This is a genomic window from Caulobacter sp. SRI_008 (assembly GCF_057586355.1).
Genome location: NZ_JBYCZS010000013.1, coordinates 81,181 through 97,466 on the forward strand (window position 1 = coordinate 81,181; position 16,286 = coordinate 97,466).

General features: G+C 63.7%; 12 protein-coding genes. 7 read left to right on the forward strand and 5 right to left on the reverse strand.

The window, feature by feature from the left end; genetic code table 11:
• Positions 1–3 precede the first annotated feature (3 nt).
• Positions 4–2,646, reverse strand: a complete 2,643-nt coding sequence (locus AC2YHT_RS13400) for a TonB-dependent receptor (protein ID WP_487290289.1) — start codon at positions 2,644–2,646, stop codon at positions 4–6.
• 301 nt (positions 2,647–2,947) lie between these two features.
• Between AC2YHT_RS13400 and AC2YHT_RS13405 the strand changes: the two genes are divergently transcribed.
• Positions 2,948–5,872 (forward strand): glycosyl hydrolase 115 family protein, encoded by a 2,925-nt coding sequence (locus tag AC2YHT_RS13405; protein ID WP_487290290.1) that lies wholly within the window; start codon positions 2,948–2,950, stop codon positions 5,870–5,872.
• A gap of 454 nt (positions 5,873–6,326) precedes the next feature.
• Here AC2YHT_RS13405 and AC2YHT_RS13410 read toward each other — a convergent pair whose 3' ends face one another.
• A complete protein-coding gene (locus tag AC2YHT_RS13410) occupies positions 6,327–6,683 on the reverse strand; it encodes a MarR family winged helix-turn-helix transcriptional regulator (RefSeq protein WP_487290291.1) in 357 nt (118 codons plus the stop codon).
• 853 nt (positions 6,684–7,536) lie between these two features.
• Here AC2YHT_RS13410 and AC2YHT_RS13415 point away from each other — a divergent pair.
• The 3 genes from AC2YHT_RS13415 to AC2YHT_RS13425 all read left to right on the forward strand — a co-directional run bounded on the left by AC2YHT_RS13415 (position 7,537) and on the right by AC2YHT_RS13425 (position 10,868).
• Positions 7,537–8,637: an NAD(P)-dependent alcohol dehydrogenase gene (locus AC2YHT_RS13415; RefSeq protein ID WP_487290292.1), complete on the forward strand. Its 1,101-nt coding sequence runs from the start codon at positions 7,537–7,539 to the stop codon at positions 8,635–8,637.
• 71 nt (positions 8,638–8,708) lie between these two features.
• Positions 8,709–9,929 carry an MFS transporter gene (locus AC2YHT_RS13420; RefSeq protein WP_487290293.1) on the forward strand — a complete coding sequence of 407 codons (1,221 nt, stop codon included), beginning with the start codon at positions 8,709–8,711 and terminating at the stop codon, positions 9,927–9,929.
• Positions 9,930–10,352: 423 nt separating this feature from the next.
• Entirely contained in the window at positions 10,353–10,868 is a 516-nt protein-coding gene (locus AC2YHT_RS13425; protein ID WP_487290294.1) for a MarR family winged helix-turn-helix transcriptional regulator, read from the forward strand.
• Positions 10,869–10,872: 4 nt separating this feature from the next.
• Here the strand turns inward: AC2YHT_RS13425 and AC2YHT_RS13430 are convergent, their stop codons facing one another.
• Positions 10,873–11,187 carry a hypothetical protein gene (locus AC2YHT_RS13430; RefSeq protein WP_487290295.1) on the reverse strand — a complete coding sequence of 105 codons (315 nt, stop codon included), beginning with the start codon at positions 11,185–11,187 and terminating at the stop codon, positions 10,873–10,875.
• A 282-nt stretch (positions 11,188–11,469) separates the two neighbouring features.
• On the opposite strand from AC2YHT_RS13430, the gene AC2YHT_RS13435 reads away from it, so the two are divergent.
• Positions 11,470–12,000, forward strand: a complete 531-nt coding sequence (locus tag AC2YHT_RS13435; protein ID WP_487290296.1) for a MarR family winged helix-turn-helix transcriptional regulator — start codon at positions 11,470–11,472, stop codon at positions 11,998–12,000.
• A 68-nt stretch (positions 12,001–12,068) separates the two neighbouring features.
• Here the strand turns inward: AC2YHT_RS13435 and AC2YHT_RS13440 are convergent, their stop codons facing one another.
• A complete protein-coding gene (locus tag AC2YHT_RS13440; protein ID WP_487290297.1) occupies positions 12,069–13,433 on the reverse strand; it encodes a carotenoid oxygenase family protein in 1,365 nt (454 codons plus the stop codon).
• 200 nt (positions 13,434–13,633) lie between these two features.
• Positions 13,634–14,233, reverse strand: a complete 600-nt coding sequence (locus AC2YHT_RS13445; protein ID WP_487290298.1) for a TetR/AcrR family transcriptional regulator — start codon at positions 14,231–14,233, stop codon at positions 13,634–13,636.
• A 313-nt stretch (positions 14,234–14,546) separates the two neighbouring features.
• Here AC2YHT_RS13445 and AC2YHT_RS13450 point away from each other — a divergent pair, with 313 nt between their 5' ends.
• Together AC2YHT_RS13450 and AC2YHT_RS13455 are read left to right on the forward strand one after the other, a co-directional pair.
• Complete coding sequence (locus AC2YHT_RS13450) at positions 14,547–15,404, forward strand: VOC family protein (protein WP_487290299.1); 858 nt, start codon at positions 14,547–14,549, stop codon at positions 15,402–15,404.
• Positions 15,405–15,436: 32 nt separating this feature from the next.
• Complete coding sequence (locus tag AC2YHT_RS13455; protein WP_487290300.1) at positions 15,437–16,285, forward strand: fumarylacetoacetate hydrolase family protein; 849 nt, start codon at positions 15,437–15,439, stop codon at positions 16,283–16,285.
• Position 16,286: the final 1 nt, after the last annotated feature.

Here is a 16,286-nt window from a genome sequence, read left to right on the forward strand (position 1 = left end):
TTTTTAGAACCGCATCCTCATGCCGAGTTCGAAGGTCCGATCGTACTGGTTGAACGACTTGGGCAAGATCGGCGAGCCGTAATAGTCTTCCAAGGCGTTGCGCGTAAGGTTCGTGGCGTCCAGCGAGATCGAGAGACGATCGGACAGCTCATAGCTGATCGAGGCGTCGAGCTGGCCCTGGGCTTTGACAATCAGAGGTCTCTGAGCCGCGTCACCGGTGGTGGCCGACACGTACTTGTCGCGCCAGTTATAGGCCAGGCGGACTGAGGCGGGGCCCTTCTCATAGATGCCGACCAAGTTGTAGCTATTGCGCGACAGGTTTTCGAGCGGCACCGTTTGCCCAATGATCGGGCTAGGCGCAGCGCTGTCGACGAAGGTGTAGTTGGCTTGAAGCCCCAAGCCGTCAAACGGCGCTGGTAGGAAGTCGAAAAAGACCTGTCCGCCGACCTCCAAGCCCTTGACCTTGCCGCTAGCGCCATTGCGCGGCGAAGTGATCAGGAACGTGACGCCATCGATCACCTGATTGGCGCTAAGGTTCTGCACGAAGCCATCGACCTTCTTGCTGAAGGCCGCCAGGTACAAGTTGGATGTGGAATTTGGATACCACTCCAGCGACAAATCATATTGGTCAGCGCGAAGCGGCTGCAAGCGCGGGTTTCCGCCGCTGCCGGTATTGAACAGGAAGTTGAGCGTGGTCGCGGGCGTCAGCTGAGCAAAGCTCGGCCGGGTGACGACTTTCGACGCGGCTGCCCGCAGGAAGATCGTCGACGTCAGCTTGGCGCGAGCGTTGAAGCTCGGCAGCCAGTCCCCGTAGGCGTTGTCGACATCAATCTGACTGAAGCCGCCGCCCTGCGCCGACTGAAAGCCCGTCAGGCCGACCTTGGTGCGGACGTAACGGACCCCAGCGTTACCGTCGATGTCCACGCCGGCGGCGATGAAAGCAAAGTTAGCCTTCACGAAGCCGGCGCTCGTCTTCTCGCTAATGTCGTAGAACTGACGCGGATCATCGGCCGGCCCGCTCGCGGCAAGCCCGAAGAGCTGACGGGCCTTACCAGGGTCGTTCAAAAAGTCGATCGACGGGGTCGCCCATTGCGTGACGCCCAATCCGCCGCGCCCCCGGAAAAGATCATTGCGCGTCAGCACCAGCAGCCCGTCGATGCTGGCCGGCCGCGCGAGGTTGTTGGCGGCGGTGAAGCTATAACTGGCGTTGTAGCCGGCCCGGCGCGCGCCACGATTGGCAAAACGCACGCCTGCCTGGATCGACTGGACAATGCCGTCCAGGCGATAGTTCAGATCAAGCTTTCCGGCGATCTCATCGCCCTTGTTACGGTTGCCGCTGTCGGCGAAACGATCGAACTCATAGACGCCAGGGTCGCTCAGGTTCACACCGCCGAAGGTCGGATTGATGAAGCCCAGCAGATCGACCGTGTAGTTGGGGGCGTTCGTCTTCGTGCCGATCTCGGTGAAACGGTCCGAGCCGGCGCTCCGAGTATATCCCACCTCGGCCGTCGCCGTGAGACGCTCGCCTGTCCACGTGCCGCCAAACACGCCTTGCCAGGTCTCATAGGTCGACGGCGCCACATAGGTGCTGGGCGTCGTTTTGACATCGGCGTAGCGACCGCTCTGGAAGATGTTCGTGCCAGGTCGGAAAGTGAACGGCGCGATGGCCGTCGCCGCCGAGGCTCGGATCCCGCTCGTACCGGTGCGCCCATAGATGAGTTGATCGAGTTCCTTATTGTCGGTGGTGTTGAAAAGCCCGTCGAAATAGAACTCGACGCCCTGGGTCGGTCGCCACTGCAGTGAGGCGTTGACCCCGACACGTTCGCGGCTGCCAACCGTATAGCGGGTGCCCACGTCCGTCGTGGTTTCGATGGCGTCGCCGGCGTCGTTGGGAAAGATCCCGTCGCCGTCGAGATCGTACTGGTCGGTGCGGGGGGCGAAGGCGCCCACCGCGCTGCGATAGCTGCCAAACGAGCGCTTCTGATAGACCGCGCTGATCAGCGCGCCGATCTCACCCACGCCCGTGTCCCATCGCTTGCTCGCCAAAATAGACAAGCGCGGATCGACCTTGTCGGCGATGTCGCCATAGAACCCACGCGCAGTGGCCACGACCTCGTTGTCCTTCAAGTCAAAAGGCCTGCGCAGTCGGATGTTGACCACCCCGCCCAAGCCGCCTTCGATCTGGTCGGCGGCAGACGTCTTATAGACGTCAAGTCCGGCAAGGAGTTCGGCCGGAATATCAGCGAACGCCACACCCCGCCCGGAGGTGGTAAACAGGTTGCGACCGTTGAGGAGGGTCTGGACCTGCGACAGGCCGCGGATGGCGATCCCTGAGCCTTCGCCTTGGCTCCGCGAGATTTGCACGCCGGTGATCCGTTGCAAGGCTTCGGCCACGTTGTTGTCCGGCAGCTTGCCGATGTCTTCGGCAACGATCGAGTCAACGATTTGCGATGAATCGCGCTTGATCGCCTGGGCTGACTTGAGGCTGGCGCGCACGCCGGTGACGACGACGGTTTCGACGACGTCCGTGTCGGCGTTGTTCTGAGGCAAGGCCTGCTGACGCGCGGCAGCCGTTTGCGCTGTCAGCAAGAGCGACAGGACCGCAACCGAGGCGCTGAAGGCCAGTCGGTGATAAGATTTTCCCATTTTGCTTCTCCCAATGCGTAGGTCGGCCCTGCGGGCTCTTTCATATTGTCTGACGAATGAACGGACTCAATTGGCCTGACAAGCGGTAAATTGCGGTCTGACCTCTTACGTCGAAGGTCCGAAGCGGTCCCGTGAAAACCCCTTGGTATGTAAGTCTTTATTTTTTATATGCATTCATATTTTACGACATCGAGTCCCGTAGTTTTGCTAGAGAAAATTAAATTGGTCAGATCTATGGCTGGACAGGGGGCTTGATTATGTAGGACAAAATACCCGCGTATCTCGCGTTGGAGGCAGCCCAATGATCACCGCCCGCTCCGCCGTCGCCGCCTTGGCTCTGCTCACCGCTGCGACACCCGTCTGGGCGCAAGCTGAGCGGACCTCGATCTCGAAGACCTCGCCTGAATTTCGGCTTGCCGACCGATCGCAGGTTGCGTCGCTGGTGGTTGAGCCCGACGAGGCCGAGGTGGTCCGCATCGCCGCCAATCTCCTGGCGGGCGATGTCGCGGCCGTGACGGGCGCCAAGCCTTCGCTGAGCGACAAGCGCCCGGTGGCCGGACGCGTGGTGCTGGTGGGCACGCTCGACGGCTCGCCAATGATCAAGGCGCTGGCCGACAAGGGCCTGATCGATCCCAAGGGCGTCGCCGGGGTCTGGGAGGCCTATCGGCTGTTTCGCGTAGCCAATCCGTGGCCCGGCGTCCCCGAAGCGCTCGTGGTGCTTGGGGCCGACCGCCGAGGCGCGGCCTACGGCGCGCTGTCGATTTCGCGGCAGCTAGGGGTGTCGCCGTGGCAATGGTGGGCTGATGTCGCGCCGGCCAAGCGCGAGACCGCCACGATCACCCTCGACACCGAGCCGGTGGCGCCAGCGGTCCGCTATCGCGGCGTTTTCATCAACGACGAGGATTGGTCGCTACGGCCGTGGGCCGAGGAGACTTTCGAACCAGAGACTGGGAACATCGGACCTAAGACCTACGCCAAGGTCTTCGAACTGATGCTGCGTCTGCGCTCCAACCTCCTTTGGCCAGCCATGCATCCGGGCTCGGTGGCGTTTAACCAGGATCCGCGCAACGCCGAGACCGCCGAGCGTTACGGGATCGTCATGGGCGCCTCGCATGCAGAGCCGATGCTCCGCAACAATGTGGCGGAATGGGATCGGGCACGCTGGGGCGAATTCAACTTCGAGACCAACGCGGCGGCTGTCACGCGGTACTGGGACGAGCGCGTGAAGGCCAACGGCCGCTTTGAGAACCTGTACACCGTCGGGATGCGCGGCATCCATGACACGCCCGTTGTCGCCGGAAGCAAGGTTGATCGCGTTAAGCTCCTCGAGGACATCGTCGACACCCAGCGCGGGCTGCTTAAGCAGGACACAGGCAAGGATCCGACAACCATCCCGCAGGTCTTCGTGCCCTACAAGGAAGTGCTGGAGACGTACCGCAAGGGCATGCGCCTGCCTGACGATGTCACCCTAGGATGGGTGGACGACAACTTCGGCTACATCCGCCAACTCTCCACGCCGGCCGAGCAAGCACGACCCGGGGGCGGGGGCGTCTACTACCACGTGAGTTATTGGGGCTGGCCTACAAGCTATCTCTGGTTGGCCACGACCCCGCCCGCTCTGATCGCTTCGGAGATGGGACGCGCATGGAACACCAACTCCAAGACGATGTGGATCGTTAATATTGGCGACATCAAGCCCAGTGAGATCGACGCGGAATACTTCCTGGATCTAGCTTGGGATTATGGGAATATCTCCCAACTAGACCAAAAAACGTATCTCACCCGATGGGCGGCGCGCACGTTCGACAAGCGTCAAGCGGACGCGATCGGGGGCGTGCTGGACGATTATTATCGCCTGGCGTTCATCCGAAAGCCCGAGCATATGAACTTCAGCTTCGATGACGTCGGTGTTCAGCCTACGGATTTTTCGCCGGTCTCCTACGGTGACGAAGCCTCGCGCCATCTGTCCGAATACGCCGACCTCTTAGCCCGCGCCGAAGCGATCGCCAAGACCTTGCCCGCTACGCAACGTGACGCCTATTTCGAACTCGTCCTCTACCCGGTCCTGGGCGCGCACTGGACCGCGGTCAAGGCGCTGTCGGCCGATCGAAGCTACCTGGCGGCCTGGCAAGGACGCGCCAGCGCCAACCTCTACGCAGATCGCTCCAGCGCCGCCCAAGCCAGGATCAAGGACGCGACGGCTCGGTATGATGGCCTGGCCAACGGCAAATGGCGGCGCTTCATGAACGATGACCCTCGCGATCAGGCCTCGTTCGCGGGCTATCCCACCGCGCGGGTCGAACCAACCCAACGCGCAAGTCTCGGCGTGGCCATTGAGGGGGCGGTGGACGCGCTGGTCGACACGCCGGCGCGCGCCCGCGCCGACTATAGTCGACAGGTGGAGATTTGGAGGACGGCCGGGGTCAAGAAGGACGTCCTGCCCGCGATCGATCAGGCAACCCGCCCTTCACGCTTCATCGACCTCTTCAACACCGGAGGCCGATCCCTGACCTACCGCATATCGGCCGATGCGCCCTGGGTCGTGATAGACCGGCCGTCGGGCGAGGTCGCCTCAGATCAACGCGTCTGGATCTCGGTCGATTGGAGCAAGGTCCCCGAAAAGGCGACGAACGCACGTCTGACGATCGTCGCTGGCGCGGATCGATATTTCGTCACCCTGCCGCTAGAGCACACTGCCGCGCCGGCCGCTAAGGGCGTTATCGTGGCCGTCGATGGCGTCGTTGCGATCGAAGCGGAAAACTTCGTGTCCAAGGGCGACGTCGGGGCTTCGGCTTGGCGCGTGCGCCCGCGGCTGGGGCGACTTGGCGCGGCGATCGAGGCCGACGCGGCCGTTGGTTCCTCAAAGGATGTGCGCGGCGCTCCGAGCGTCGACTATCAGTTCATCGCCATGGGGGGCGGACAGGCCACCCTGAAGGTGATCGGTCCACCGACCTTCCCGCTCGATCGGGACCGAAAACTTCGCTACGCGGTATCAATCGATGGCGCTGAGCCACAGGTGGTCGATATCGACGCCGAAAAGGACTGGCAGGTCCACGTCGTCCGCAATGCTCGCATCACGGAAACCCGTTGGACTCTCAAGTCCGGGGCGCGGCACACCATTCGACTTTGGGCGCTGGATCCGGCTCTGGTGGTCGACAGGTTGGTGGTCGACCTTGGCGGCGAACGCAAAGCCTATCTGGGGCCGCCGGAGACGCGGGCGCGATAGAGCCTATCAGTCGGCGCCGCCACCCTCGGGATTATCGTGGGCGTGCTGATCTTCCTGTGCTTGTCCCCATGGGCGGCCGCCAAGCGGCTAACCGTGGCCAGTACGATCAACGCCATGGCTTCGTCGGCCTAGCGCTCGCCACACCTATTGCCAGTGTGGCCTTGCAGATGGGCGGCGACACTGTCTTGCCGACTTTGGACGCGACCATCGGGGCGCCACCGTTCGAGATTCACGGGCGGTGAGGGGGCCTATTTCAGGCGAGCTTCGTCGCCGGCCAATGCGTCTGCGGCAGGGGATGTCGAACGCTCTACGTCGGCTTCATGTTCTGCGCCTTCGCGGCGCGATCACGGTGACCGCGATCACGTCGGTCCTAGGCTAACACCCGGCGGCCCCCCCGTCCAAGGTGACCGACCCTCCTGGCCGGCGGCGCCTGCATCGGGCTCGAGCGGCCGACCTAACCATTATAGCTGTTGCCGATCCTGACCAACTTGCTGAGGAGGCGCAGGAAGACCAGCCGCTCATCGGGTTCGAGCGGCGACAGGACTTCGTTCTGGAGAACGTCGAGGATCGCGATGCGCTCTTCGATCACGGCATGGCCCTTTGGCGTTGCTTCGACGATCCACCCTCGGCGTGAGCGCCGACTGCGCTCGCGACGAACCAGTCCGCGGGCCTCCAGTTTGCTGATCACCACGCCTGCGGTTGCGGGATCATAGCTGCCAAGCTGAGCGATCTCAGCCTGCTCCATTCCCGGGGCTAGCGCAGCGACGATCAGAAGAACAAACTGAGTTCTCGTCAGGCGCTCCCCGGTCATTTTGCCCTCAAAGCGAAGGCTGACCTGTTGGTCCAGGCGACGCGTCAGGTGCCCCACGGAATCATAGAGCGGCCGCATTTGACGTAGGACAGCGGCGTGCCCGACCGGCGGTGAGGCGCCAGGTTCGCGCGTTTGTGATGATTGTGCGTTAGGCTTTGAAACTTTCGGCGTGGCGGATCTTGTCATCGTCCTGGCCGACGGCCGTTCCCCTTGTCGCTCACGGTTGCGATGCATTTTTCAATCTAAGGACGTGACAGGGTCGCCACAAGCATAAAACGTACGCTTACTATTGCTGTACCGAGCGGACCCAGTCACACCTAGCCTGGGCTCGAACGGCATATGCCACGCCACAACACGGGCCATCCCGCCGGTTCCAATTCCGGCGTTAGAAGCGGACCGGCTCCTCGATGCAACGCCTCCGCCACGCGTAGAGCTCTTGCGCCTCGATCATCGGACGACCGTCCTGAAAGCCTAGTGAGCCTTGATCGCTCCCGGACTGGCTACGGCGCGTGCGCCAAATCATCCTCCCGCATTTCTCTTGGGAAGAACTACAATACGCATACATATCAATCCAGGGTTTTTGACCCCACATCGCCGCATGCAACTTGAGGCTCCAAGAGCGACGCCGCCGCGATCAGAAGGACAGGAAATATCGACTGGCGCATATTGATATGTATGCATACTATGGTGGTTCTGGCGGTGGATGAAATGGGAGCTCCGGTTCACTTCGGGGGCAAGGGAAAGGCCAAGCCCAGCTCGAGAACCAGGCGGCCAGCCTGACCCGCCGCTACCTGCTAAACCGCACGGCGCATTGCGACACGCGCGGCCAAAAACTCGATAGGGAAGATAATCGGTGCGTGAACCCTGGAACGCGGTGGCGGCGATCGCCACCGACCAGAGCCAGCAGTTCGAGTTCGGCGATGTGGTCGCCGGACCGCTGCGTGACGACGAAGTCCTCGTGGCGGTAAAGGCCGCCGGCGTGTGCCACACCGACATTGTCGCGCGCGACGGTTTCCTACCCGTTCCCAAGCCGATCATCCTTGGACACGAGGGCGCCGGGATCGTCCAGGCGGTCGGGCCGTCGGTCCGCGCCTTGGTTCCAGGCGATCGCGTGGTCATGTCGTACCTGTCATGCGGGGAGTGCCGCGAGTGTCGCAACGGCTTTCCCGCCAGTTGCGCGCGGCTGCCTGAACATTGCTTCTCGGGCGGCCGCCCAGACGGCACACATGCCGTGCATCGCAGGGAGGGCGGCCCTCTGCACGATCGCTTCTTCGGCCAGAGCGCGTTTGCCACGCTCGCCGTCGCGAACGAGCGAAACGTTTTCCCCATCCCGGCCGACCTGCCGTTCGAACTGGCCGCGCCCCTCGGCTGCGGCGTGATGACGGGCGCCGGCGCCGTTTGGAACGAACTTGAAGTTCAGCCGGGCGCAAGCGTGGCCGTATTCGGCGTTGGCGCTGTAGGACTGGCTGCCGTCATGGCCGCCGCCGCAGCCGGCGCGACGCGGATCGTTGCCGTGGACCGCCTGCCGGCCCGCACCGCCCTGGCTCTGGAACTGGGCGCCACCGACGCGGTCGATGCATCACAGTTTGGGAGCGGAGCCGTCACGTCTCTCGTCGATCACGCCATCGACACCACCGGGAATGCGGAGGTGATCGGACATGCGTTCGCCTCGCTTGGGCAGCGGGGCCAATTGGCGCTGGTCGCGCCGCCGCCTCCGCATCAGCCATTGAACGTGAACGCGGCGGCGCTGATCCTTGGCAGCCGGCGCCTGATGGGCGTCATCGAGGGCGGCGGATCGGCGGGCGTCACGATCGCTCGGATCGTGGATCTCCACGCCCAGGGCCTGTTTCCGCTTGAGCGCATTGTCCGCTGCTACGACTTCGCGTCGATTAATCAGGCGATGCGCGACGCCGAGCAAGGCGAGGCCATAAAGGCCGTCGTGCGCATGCCCTGAACGCCATCGCCAAATCAACCCGCGCTTTTGCAGCCGTCAACGGCTGAGCATCCGATACCGAGGAGTCCTTCGTGAAGTCTAATCCCGCGCGTGCAGGGCAGTCCCAGTCTGGCCTGCTCAAACGCCTCGTCTTGTTGTCGCCAATGCTCCTCCTTGGAATGGCGCCCGCGGCCCTTGGTCCGGTCCTGCCCGAGGTGCAGCGGGAATTCGCCAGCTTCCCCGGCGCCAGCTTTCTCGTGGTCATGGTGCTGACCTTGCCGTCGGTCTGCATCGCGCTGCTGTCAGGGCTGGCGGGCGTGATCGTTGATCGCGTCGGGCGCAAGGCGGTGCTTGTCTTCGGCCTCTTTCTATACGGCATTGCCGGGGTCGCGCCATTCTTCCTGACCAACCTGCCCGCAATCCTCGCCAGCCGGCTCTTCGTTGGCGTTGCCGAAGCGTGTGCGATGATCGCAGCCACGACCCTGATCGGCGACGAGTACGAGGGCCAAGAGCGCGAGCGCATGTTGGCCTACCAGGTCGCGGTCGCTGCTCTGTCCGCGGTCGTCATCGCAATGGCAGCGGGGGCCCTGGGATCATTTGGATGGCGCTATGCGGTTTTGCCGCATTCGATTTCCCTCGCGATTTGTGTCCTGGCGATCGCCAAGATCCGCGAACCGCAACGCCCGCAAAAGCTGAGCGTCAAGGTCGAGCTTCTGGCGACCGAACCCTTTCCCTGGAAGAGGACGTTGCTGGCATGTTGCCTGATGCTGATGACCTCGATGTTCTTCTTCATCATGCCTGTGGAGCTCGCCTTCATCCTCACGAACATCGGGGTCACATCCCCGAAAGTGATTGGGATGACGCTGGCGGGGGTCACGACCGGGCTCGCGGTCGGTGCGATGGTCTACAGGGCGCTGTCGCGCGCGGATACGCGTGTGCATCTTGCTCTGGGCTTTGCGATCATGGCCGTCGGGCTGGCCGGGGTTGCAGGTTCGCGCGCTCATGCGATGCTGACCGGGTTCGCCTTTCTTTCGGTCGTCGGCGCAGGGATGATGGTGCCATCGCTCTTGGCCGCCGCGCTCAAACTCTTTCCGTTCGAGCATCGCGGTCTTGGAACCGGCCTCATCCAGTCAAGCAACTCGCTGGGCCAGTTCATCTGCGGACTGGTGGTGACCGGCCTTGCCGCGGCGACCGCCAGCTTGACGACCGCAATATGGATCTTGGCGGGGTGGGCGGCGGGCGTGTCCCTGGTGGCCGCGATCGGATCATTCCGGAGGCCTACGGTGGACGCGCCAAACGTGCTGGGAAACTAAGGCCACGTCGCCGCGGCCTACACGGACAAGCCCGCGACTCGACACCCAGGGGGCCGGCTGGGGTGCTGTCCTAGATGAGCGCGGCCTGCAGCGCGCCGACAGCGACGTCCCGGACACGTTGGTCTTAGACGGGCCGGGTGGCCCCGCAAGGCCAAACCCAGCCACTGGCTCACTGGCCCGGTCAAGCTCGGCCTGCCGGTGGGCCGGACCGGGCGGGCTCGGCCCCACCGGCAGGACCCGTCGGCAATGCACGGCGCGGTTCGGCGCCGGGTCGGTAAGTCTGACGTCTAAAGCTCGCCCAAACTGCGATCCAGCCGGCCGGACGGAGCCGGGACTTGCATCTGTATAGCTATTGCGCGGCTACTGAGCCGGCGCATACATGTGCCCCGATGCAGACGACTGCAGTCACAAGGGCGGAATCGAATGGGCAGGAAGAAAGGTGTCGACACGCCGCTGGAAAGCGCCCCGTCGCCGCTGAGCAAGGATATGGTGCGCCGTCGATTGATGCCCATCTATAATTCGATCGGGTATTTGACCCGTCGCCTCGAGCAGCGCGTCACGCGCGAGTTCGAGATCGATACCGGGGAATCGAAACTGACCCGCGCGCAATTCGTCGTCCTGACCGTCGCGGTTCTTGTGCCCGAGCTGGAGCAGGCCGAACTGGCCGAGATTCTGGGGTTTGACCGCGCGACCGCGGGTGTCGTGATCGGCAAGCTGGAAGAGAACGGACTGATATCTCGTGTGCGCAGCGGCCGCTCGCGGCGAGGCTTCCTGGTGACCGCAACTCCACGGGGTGAGAAATTAGCTGAGGAACAGTTGGTCCTCCTCGAGGGTCTGCAGTCCAGGATTATGGGCGCTCTCGACGAGAGCGAGCGCCTAACCTTTCTCAGGCTGCTCAGCAAGCTGCTCGATATTCGAAACAGCTACACGATGATCTAGGCGCCTATAGCGAGGGTTTGACGAGGTTCGAGCTCGCGCGGATATGCCCGCCGACGCAAACACCGCCCAAGCCATCAGCAGCGCGCAATCGCCGCGAGAGGTCATTCGGCCACGGCCGGCCCAAGTGGATCAGGCCAGGGGCGGTCCCTGGAGTTTGCCGGCGGCGCAATTTGGGTTCGCCTGGTGGGCTCAGCGCCTCGACGCCGCCCTGATATTCGGCCTTGCCGGTCTTGCTGTCGACTTTAGCCATATCGCCTGGCTCGGCGGCGATGTCGTCGGAAATCGCGACTCCTCGCGCGGCAGGGGGTCGTTTGGCCAAGCCTGATCCGCTTTTGCCATCTCAGTTGCTACGCGATGACGCGCGGAGTCACTGAGGGTTTTCCCGCGAGCGGTTATTGGTATGTTCTCTTATCTAATGGTGCGATATCGCACGCCTTGGTCGCCATCGGCTCGCAAGGGGGGGAGCCAGACGCTCTCGTGTGGCGTGCTGCGTTTTGATCGAGGCGCACTCCCGAAGACATCGCGGGGCGCGGACGGTCAGTTTGAATGCGCGTGAGCCGGCGGCGTAAATCCGCGGCTGAATTGAAGAGGGTTTTGCGACTTGGAAGAGAAGAGCGGCGCAGGCCCTAAGCGGCGGCGCGACAAGCCTGCAGAAGCCAGCGGGCCGCCCCGCGCGGACGTGGTGCGCAGGCATATGATGCCGATCTACAACGCCCTAGGCTATCTCACTCGCCGCCTGGAGCAGCGCATCACCCAGGAATACGATGTGCATGGCGACAAGCCCAAGCTCACGCGCGCGCAGTTCGTCGTGCTTTCAACCGCGGTCCTCATACCGGAGATGGAGCAGGCCGAACTGGCCCTGGTCGTGGGCTACGATCGAGCGACAACCGGCGTCGTCGTGGCGAAGCTGGAGAGCCTGGGCCTGATCGGCCGCGCCCGCAGCGATCGATCGCGGCGCGGCTGGCTGGTCAAGGCCACGCCGGCGGGCGAGAAGATCATCGAGGGACAATTGGGAAAGCTCGAGGCGATTCAAAGCGCCATCCTGGCGCCGCTCGAGGAGTCCGAGCGCCTGACGCTGCTGCATCTGCTGAGCAAGCTCCTGGGCGTTCGCAACAGCTACAATATTGGCTGAGGCCAACCGCTGACGCGCCCGGACAGGGTAGGGCGGACGGCGGGGAACACCCCGCCGTCCTGGCCGCTTTACGACTGGGCGGGCCACCAGTTGCCGTGGAAGCCCAGGGGCACCCGCTGACCCAGTTCGACGCGCGCCAGAGGAGGGGCGTCGAAGTTTCTGGCATCCGCGATCAGCAGCTCGCTTTGATCCTTCTTGGGGTTCCACCAGATGCTGAGGATGTAGCCATCGTCCTCCGCAACGCTGCCGGCCCGCGGCACGAACACCGCCTCGCCCGGGCTGGTCAGATCGTCGGCTCCGCCGTTGAACACAGCCTCGCCGGTCGAGGAGTCGATCCTGACGAGGTGGTCAAACAAGAAGTCCTCGCAGAACTCGCCCGTCTTGGTGGCCGCGTAGTAGCCATAACGATGCTTTTTGCCCGTAAGGCGCTCGTCGAACCGCGCGAATTCGGAGTTGATCGGCGCGATCTCAACGCCTTTGACCGCGCCGGCGGCGAGATCGATCGTCCAGCGCCACGGGGTCGCCACGCTGAAGGGATTGCGTTCTTCGATCCGCGCGCCGAAATCGGGGGCGCAACTGCAGTCGACCACCACCTTTCCATCCTCCTCGAACGCGTTGAGGAAGTGGGTCAGGGCGAAGGGGCGGGGCGAGTCGAACCAGCGCATTTCACCCGTCGCGATCTCCAGCAAGCCGAACTTCGTGGTGACGCTGGGGTCCCAAATGGTGCTCGGCTTGCCTTCGACGACATACTCGATGTTGGTCAGCGCCGGGCACGAGACAAAGACGGCGTAATTCTCCGTCAGGGCGAAGTCGTGGAGGAACGATGGCGCGTCCTGCGTGAAGGTGTGTTTGGCGAACACCTTGCCATCGGCGGTGGCGCGATAGAAATTGACCACCGTGCCCATCGCGCCGAAGAAAACGAACTCGCCGTCGTCGCGGATCTTGAAGTGTGCGGTGACGGGACCCTCGACGCCGCCAAAGTCGAACATGCCCGTGGTTTCCAACGTCTTCGGATCGAGGCGATGAGGGATCTGGCCCTCGCAGAAGACCAGGACGTCATCCCCAAGCCGCAGCACATTGGTGTTGGCCGGGTTCTTCAGGAAAGGCTGCGAGCCGTCCAACACCAACGGCACCCCGCCATGCATGAAGCTGCCATAGAGGCGGTGACCGACCTGTTGTTCGGCCTTCAAGCCCTCCGTGGCGACGTATCGATTGGCGATCGACACGGTGTCATCCTCGATGGTGATGGCATGGACCATGCCATCGCCGTCGAACCAGTGATAGTTCTCGGGCGCCTCGAAAAACGGGTTCGAGCCCACGCGAAAAAGCGTGCCGCGAAGGTCGTCGGGAATCGTGCCACGGACGGTCAGATCGCTGAGCCGACTTTCCTGTTGCTGGGGCCTAAACGGTCCAGCCAAAAACATGTTGTTCATCTGTCGACCCTGCGTTGACCGACGGCCGCGGCCGTCAAAATACGTAATCTTATTTATGGCTCCCCCCCGCGCTGTCAAGCGCAGGCACACGGCGCTGTGGACCGGGACGGGGGCGAACATCAAGGAATCCAGGCGCTCCAAAGAACCACGCTCTAGGGCCTGCGGCCTTTAGGCGCGGGCCGCGACCGGCCGGCCCGTTCCTAGGCGGCGAGTTGAGCCGCCAATTGCCTGACGCGCTCACGAACCAGGCTCAGGTTGCTGGGGGGGTGGACGGCCCAGACCTGCATGCCCTCGATCAGCAGATGCAGCAGTTCCGCACGGCTCTCGAGATCGGCGGGCGTTCGCGCCGCGCCGCCGGCGTCGCTGAGCAGCTTGACGGTTCGAGCGACCTCCGCGGCGCGAGCGTCCCGAACGATCGCCGCGACCCTTGGATTACGGGCCGCCTCGGCCCAGATTTCCAGGCTGAGCGCAGCGGCCTCGGGGGTGAAGCACTCCTCCGGTTGCCCTACCAGGTCCGCCCCGCTGCTGGGCTCGGCGCCGATCGGCGGCCCGCCCAGCCAGGCGGCGATCAGATCGGCGCAAGGCCAGCGCTCGGCGACGACGGCGGCGATGACCGCCTCCTTGCTATCGAAATATCGGTAGATCTGGCCGACGCTCAGGCCGGCGGCCTTTGCGATCTGCGCCACGCTGGTGGCGTGGAATCCGAAACGACTGGCGCACGCCTTGGCCGCGCTCAGGATCTTTTGCCGCCTTATCTCGATCGCATCCGCCCGGCCGGCGCGTTCGCGCTTCCTGATCATGGTTCCCCCTTTGATCTTGCCGTCACGGAAATCCCTCTCGTCGGGAACAAAACCGAATTGACGACAGAATTCTCATAATATAAAAATTTAGTCGCTGATAGTCTCGGCAGCTGGGCAGTGCCTTTGGGGGTCTCCCGGTCGCGGCGCGAGCGCGCATCGCTTTGGAAGGGGGTCTTCCGTGAGCGATCCAGCGCGTTCGCGCCGCCTCAGCGTTCCGTGGCCGGGATCTAGGCCGACGGACAGGCCCCACGGCCTTGGCGCAGGCGCGAGGATTGTCCACTCGCCGGCTCACTATCGAATTCGAGGTCAACCGATGTCCGAAGCTTCAGTCGCTCCCATCCGCGCAACCCTGCATCATCTGGCCCTGACCTCTTCGGATCCGGGCGCATTGGCCGATTTCTACGGTCGCGCGCTGGGCCTGCGGGTGGAGCGCGATGGCGAGGACTATCTCGGGTCCGCGCGGCAAAGGCGGCTGATCTTCAAGCGCGGAGCGGACAAGGGTCTTGCCTTCGCCGCCTATGCGGTCGAATCCGCCAGCGAGTTGGACGCTTTGCAAGCCCGCGCTCGTCGCGCCGACGTGGTGGTCGAACCTTCGCCCAGTCCGCTCTTCGGCCCCGAGGCGATCAGTCTGCGTGACCCGGATGGCAACCGTTTCGTTTTCGGCCTGGCGGCTCAGAGCGACGCAGAGACGCTCTTCGACGGCGACGCGCGACGGGAAGCGCGGCTGCAGCATGTGGTTCTGGCGAGCCCGCGGGCGGCGGTTCTGTCAGGGTTCTACGAGACGGTTTTCGGGTTCACCCTGTCAGACGTGGTGGTCGACGAGGCTGGCGGCGTTCGCACCTCGTTTCTGCGCTGCAGCTCGGAACATCACAATCTGGCGGTCTTCCAGGCCGCCGAGAGCCGTCTGGACCACCACTGTTACGAGGCCGGCGACTGGGGGCTGATCCGCGATTGGGGTGACCATATGGCGAAACAGCAAATCCCGCTCGCATGGGGACCGGGCCGGCATGGTCCGGGAAACAACCTTTTCATGTTCGTCCACGACGTCGACGGAAACTGGGTCGAGATCTCGGCCGAATTGGAGAGCGTTTCCGCCGATCGCCCGGTCGGCTCCTGGCCGCACGAACAGCGCACGCTCAACACTTGGGGGCAGGGGCTGCTGCGCAGCTAGCCCCCTCATCAAGCTTTCCGGAGAACTAAAAAATGAAAATCGCGAGCTACGAAGCCGCGGGCGCCGCCTCATGGGGTCTTGTCCAGGACGGGCAGGTCATCGATGTCGGGGCGGTCCTTGGAGACACCTACGCGGATTTGGATGACGCCCTGGCAGCCGGCGCCCTCGGACAGATCAAGGCCGCGGTCTCCCACGCTCCAGTCCTGGACCTGTCGCAGGTCAGGTTCGCGCCCGTCGTGAAGCGGCCTGGCAAGATTTTCTGCGTGGGCCACAACTATGAAAGCCACCGTCAGGAGACCGGCCGCGACAAAGTTGGCCATCCCTCGATCTTCCTGCGCTTCGCCGACACGCTCACGGGTCATGCCACGCCGATCCTCTGTCCGCGTGAGTCCGAAAGCTTCGACTACGAGGGGGAGTTGGCGGTGATCATCGGCCGCGGCGGTCGCCGGATCGCCGAGGCGGTCGCCATGGATCACGTGGCGGGTTTCGCGCCCGCCAACGACGCATCGGTGCGTGACTGGCAATGGCACACCCAGCAGTTCACGCCTGGCAAGAATTTTCCCGACACCTGCGCGCTCGGCCCCTGGATGGTCACCCCCGACGAGATCGAGGATCTCGGTGCGGTGACCGTCACCACGCGCCTCAATGGCGAGGTGATGCAGAGCCAACCGGTGTCGGACATGCTGTTCCCGATCCCGCGGATCATCGCCTACCTGTCGACCTTCACGGCTCTTTCGGCCGGCGACGTGATCCTGACCGGCACGCCCGGCGGCGTTGGCGCCAAGCGCCAGCCGCCAGTCTGGATGAAGGCGGGGGACACCGTCGAGGTCGACATTTCGGGTGTCGGCCGTCTCGTCAACACCGTGGCGAAGGAAGCCTAAG